The sequence below is a fragment of the Azospirillum sp. genome, from assembly GCF_035627195.1.
Lineage (GTDB): Bacteria > Pseudomonadota > Alphaproteobacteria > Azospirillales > Azospirillaceae > Azospirillum.
Map to the genome: position 1 here is coordinate 1 of NZ_DASPMG010000141.1, position 4,685 is coordinate 4,685.

General features: G+C 67.6%; 4 protein-coding genes and 1 tRNA gene. All 5 read left to right on the forward strand.

The genetic code is table 11. The annotated features are described in order from the left end of the window. On the forward strand, nucleotides 1-1,219 hold a 1,219-nt coding region (locus tag VED21_RS13465), incomplete at its 5' end, for a malonyl-CoA decarboxylase domain-containing protein (protein WP_324882884.1). 152 nt (nucleotides 1,220-1,371) lie between these two features. Next, nucleotides 1,372-1,456, forward strand: a tRNA-Leu gene (locus VED21_RS13470). A gap of 92 nt (nucleotides 1,457-1,548) precedes the next feature. Next, on the forward strand, nucleotides 1,549-2,886 hold the full coding sequence (gene tig, locus VED21_RS13475) for a trigger factor (RefSeq protein WP_324882885.1): 1,338 nt from the start codon (nucleotides 1,549-1,551) through the stop codon (nucleotides 2,884-2,886). A gap of 122 nt (nucleotides 2,887-3,008) precedes the next feature. After that, nucleotides 3,009-3,641 (forward strand): ATP-dependent Clp endopeptidase proteolytic subunit ClpP, encoded by a 633-nt coding sequence (gene clpP, locus VED21_RS13480; protein WP_324882886.1) that lies wholly within the window; start codon nucleotides 3,009-3,011, stop codon nucleotides 3,639-3,641. Nucleotides 3,642-3,839: 198 nt separating this feature from the next. Continuing rightward, nucleotides 3,840-4,685 (forward strand): ATP-dependent Clp protease ATP-binding subunit ClpX (clpX, locus tag VED21_RS13485; RefSeq protein WP_324882887.1); only part of this gene is annotated, 846 nt, incomplete at its 3' end.

Here is a 4,685-nt window from a genome sequence, read left to right on the forward strand (position 1 = left end):
CGAGCTCGGCCAGGCCTACCTGTCGCTGTCGCCGGCGGGACGGAAGAAGTTCCTGCTGACCTTGGCCCACGATTACGGGCTCTCGCGCGAGGATGCGATGGCCGAGGTCGAGCGCTGGCGCGGCACCAAGGAGCCGCCGCGGGCGCTGGCCCGCTGGCTCGAATCGCCGGCGGTGCGGCTGCTGCGCGAGTTCGTCGGCGTGCCGCAGGGCGTGAAGTTCGTCGTCGACCTGCGGGCCGAGCTGCTGACCCTCGGCAAGACCGATGCCGCGGCGCGGGCGCTGAGCGAGGACCTGCGGCCGCTGCTCGGCGCCTGGTTCGACGTCGCCTTCCTCGACCTGGTGCGCATCGACTGGAAGGCACCCGCGGCATTGCTCGAGAAGCTGGTCGCCTACGAGGCGGTGCACGCCATCCGTTCCTGGCGCGACCTCAAGAACCGGCTCGATTCGGACCGCCGCTGCTTCGCCTTCTTCCACCCGCGCATGCCCAACGAGCCGCTGATCTTCGTCGAGGTGGCGCTGGTCCAAGGCATGTCGGACAACGTGCAGACGCTGCTCGACCCGGAAGCGCCGGTGGTGGATCCCAAGGCGGCCGACACCGCCATCTTCTATTCCATCTCCAACGCGCAGAAGGGGCTGGCCGGCATCAGCTTCGGCAACTTCCTGATCAAGCGCGTGGTGGACGGGCTGGCCGGCGAGTTCCCCAACCTGAAGACCTTCGCCACCCTGTCGCCGATCCCCGGCTTCCGCCGCTGGCTGGAGCGCGAGCTGGGCGGGCAGGGCGACCGGCTGCTGGCGCCGGCCGAGCGCGAGCGCATCGCCGAGTGGCTGGATCTGGCCGATTCGGCGATCCCCGGCCGAGGCATTCTCGAATCCGCGCTGGGGCGCGAGGCGTGGTGGCGGCACGAAAGCCTGGCCAAGGCGTTGCGCGGCCCGCTGACGCGCCTGTGCGCCACCTACCTGACGGAGGTGCGGCCGGGCGACGGGGCGGGGCTGCGGGCGCGCGACCCGGTGGCGCATTTCCACCTGTCCAACGGGGCGCGGATGGAGCGGCTGAACTGGCTGGCCGACACCTCGGCCAAGGGCATCGCGCAGTCCTGCGGCATGATGATCAACTACCGCTACAAGCTGGGCGAGATCGAGGCCAACCACGAGGCCTACAGCGGCGAGGGGAAGGTCAACGCCTCCTCGGCCATGCGCGGGCTGGTGAAGGGGCCGTGAGCGGGCCGCCGGACCCGCGCCGCCGTACCCGCGTATGACCGTCGCGCGTAAGACCATTTTGTGTGTTTGCTGGGATTCCGTTGTGCTATAGAGGCCACCACGCTGGCGGACGGGCGGGGGCGACCCCTCCGGCCGGGTCCGCCATTGCCGTAGCGGGCGTGGCGGAACTGGTAGACGCGCCGGATTTAGGTTCCGGTGACTTCGGTCGTGGGGGTTCGAGTCCCTTCGCCCGCACCACGGCAAATCCTTGAACCGACTGGAGAACGCGGTTCCGGGCCGCCCCTTCCCGGGCGCCGCCGGACCGGGCAACGAGACAGGCTTCCCCTCCGATGCAGATTACCGAAACCAGCACCGACGGCCTCAAGCGCGAGTTCAAGGTCGTCCTCTCCGCCCAGGACATCGATCAGAAGGTTCAGGGCCGGCTCGAAGAGCTTCGCCAGACGGTGCAGCTGCCCGGCTTCCGCCCGGGCAAGGTGCCGGTCACGGTCGTCAAGCAGCGCTACGGCGGCTCCGTCCTGGCCGAGGTCCTGGAGACCGCCGTTTCCGACAGCTCGCGCCAGGCGCTGAACGAGCGCGGCCTGCGCGTGGCGCTCCAGCCGAAGATCGAGATCGAGAAGTACGAGCCCGGCTCGGACCTCGAGTACAAGATGGCCGTCGAGCTGCTGCCCGACGTCGAGCCCGGCGACCTCGCCTCCATCGAGCTGGAGAAGCTGGTGGTCGAGGTGAGCGAGGACGAGGTCGGCAAGGCGATCGAGCGCATCGCCGCGTCGCGCGCCACCACCGAGCCGCTGACCGAGGACCGCCCGGCCGCCAACGGCGACACCGTGGTCATCGACTTCGCCGGCACCGTGGACGGCGTCGCCCAGCCGGGCATGGACGCCAAGGAGTTCCCGCTGGAGCTGGGCTCCGGCCGCTTCATCCCGGGCTTCGAGGACCAGCTGGTCGGCTCACGAGCCGGCGATCACGTCAGCGTCAAGGTGACCTTCCCCGAGGAGTACGGCGTCGAGACGCTGAACGGCAAGGAAGCCATCTTCGAGGTCGACCTCAAGGAGATCCGCAAGTCGGTCCCGGCCGAGGTCAACGACGAACTCGCCAAGGAGTTCGGCCTGGACGACCTGGAGAAGCTGAAGGAGTCCGTGCGCGACAAGATCAAGAGCGACTACGGCAACGTCAGCCGCATGCGCGTCAAGCGCCAGCTGCTCGACAAGCTGGCCGAGGGCCACGACTTCCCGGTGCCGGAGGGCATGGTGGAGATCGAGTTCGAGGCCATCTGGCGCCGCCTGCAGGACGAGATCAAGAACGGCAACGCCGGCGACGACGCCAACAAGCCCGAAGAGGAGCTGAAGGCCGAGTACCGCGGCATCGCCGAGCGCCGCGTCCGCCTGGGCCTGCTGCTGTCGGAGATCGGCCGGCGCAACAACATCCAGGTCAGCCAGGACGAGGTGAACCGCGCCCTGATCGCCGAGGCGCGCCGCTGGCCGGGCCAGGAGCGGCAGGTGTTCGAGTTCTTCAAGAGCAACCCGCAGGCCGTCGAGAACCTCCGCGCCCCGATCTTCGAGGACAAGGTCGTCGACTTCATCATCGAGATGGCCAAGGTCAGCGAGCGCACCGTCCCGGTCGAGGAGCTGATGCGCGACCCGGACGAGGAGGAGGCGAAGGCCGCCTGACGGGCGCCTTCTTTCACCCAATGTGGTGGGGCGGCCTGACGGCCGCCCTCTTCCACCCTATATAGTGGGTTGGCCCCCGCACGGGGGTAGACGCAAAGGATCAGGGGGCTGGGTAAGGTCACATGCACGACTTTCAACCGCACATGAACACCCTCGTCCCGATGGTCGTCGAACAGACCAACCGGGGTGAGCGCGCGTACGACATCTACTCGCGCCTGCTGAAGGAGCGGATCATCTTCCTGATCGGTGGCGTCAACGACGCCGTCGCCAGCCTGATCTGCGCGCAGCTGCTGTTCCTTGAGTCGGAAAACCCGAACAAGGACATCGCCTTCTACATCAACTCGCCGGGCGGCTACGTCTCGTCGGGCCTGGCGATCTACGACACCATCCAGTACATCCGCCCGCAGGTGTCGACGGTGTGCATCGGGCAGGCCGCCTCCATGGGCTCGCTGCTGCTCGCCGCCGGCGCGCCGGGCAAGCGCTTCTCGCTGCCCAACAGCCGGATCATGATCCACCAGCCCTCGGGCGGTGCGCAGGGTCAGGCCGCGGACATCGAGATCCAGGCGCAGGAGATCCTGAAGCTGCGCGCGCGCCTGAACGACATCTACGCCCGCCACACGGGCCAGTCGATCGACGTGATCGAGCAGAACATGGAGCGTGACAAGTTCATGTCTCCCGAGGAGGCCAAGGCCTTCGGCCTCATCGACGAAGTGGTGGAACGGCGCCCGATTCCGGGCGAGAGCGCTGCCGCCTGAGCCGGGGGTGGCCGGGGCCGCGTGAACAAAATGTTGATGCGCCGGGTCCGCTGTTGTTGAATGGCAGGGATCCGGCGCGCTACGGTGGGCTTGTCGCGGCGAGGAGCCGCGACAACGTAGCATTCAGGATCGGCGTCGGGGGACGTCGCTGGGATTGCCTCTTTCGATTGGGTCCCCCGGGAGCATGACGGAGTACAGATGACCAAGTCCAGCAGCGGCGATTCGAAGAATACGCTCTACTGCTCGTTCTGTGGCAAGAGCCAGCACGAGGTCCGCAAGCTGATCGCCGGTCCGACCGTGTTCATCTGCGATGAATGCGTCGAGCTGTGCATGGACATCATTCGCGAGGAGAACAAGACGACCCTCGTGAAGTCCAGGGACGGGGTGCCGACGCCGCGCGACATCCACGCCGTGCTTGACGACTACGTGATCGGCCAGCAGCATGCCAAGCGCGTGCTCTCGGTCGCCGTGCACAACCACTACAAACGGCTGGCGCACGGCACCAAGCACAACGACGTCGAGCTGGCGAAGTCGAACATCCTGCTGGTCGGCCCGACCGGCAGCGGCAAGACGCTGCTCGCGCAGACGCTCGCGCGCACCTTCGACGTGCCGTTCACGATGGCCGACGCGACGACCCTCACCGAAGCCGGCTACGTCGGCGAGGACGTCGAGAACATCATCCAGAAGCTCCTGCAGAAGTGCGACTACGACGTCGAGAAGGCGCAGCAGGGCATCGTCTACATCGACGAGATCGACAAGATCTCGCGCAAGAGCGACAACCCGTCGATCACGCGCGACGTGAGCGGCGAGGGCGTGCAGCAGGCGCTCCTCAAGCTGATCGAGGGCACCATCGCCTCGGTGCCGCCCCAGGGCGGGCGCAAGCACCCCAACCAGGAATTCGTCCAGGTCGACACCACCAACATCCTCTTCATCTGCGGCGGCGCGTTCGCCGGGCTGGAGCGGATTATCGCGGCCCGCGGGGAAGGCTCGGGCATCGGCTTCTCGGCGACGGTGAAGGATCCCAAGGACCGCCGCGTCGGCGAC

What these genes read in the sequence shown, in the direction of transcription:
- tig (WP_324882885.1), top strand. Translation starts at nt 1,549, where the DNA reads ATGCAGATTACCGAAACCAGCACCGACGGCCTCAAGCGCGAGTTCAAG.
- clpP (WP_324882886.1), top strand. Translation starts at nt 3,009, where the DNA reads ATGCACGACTTTCAACCGCACATGAACACCCTCGTCCCGATGGTCGTC.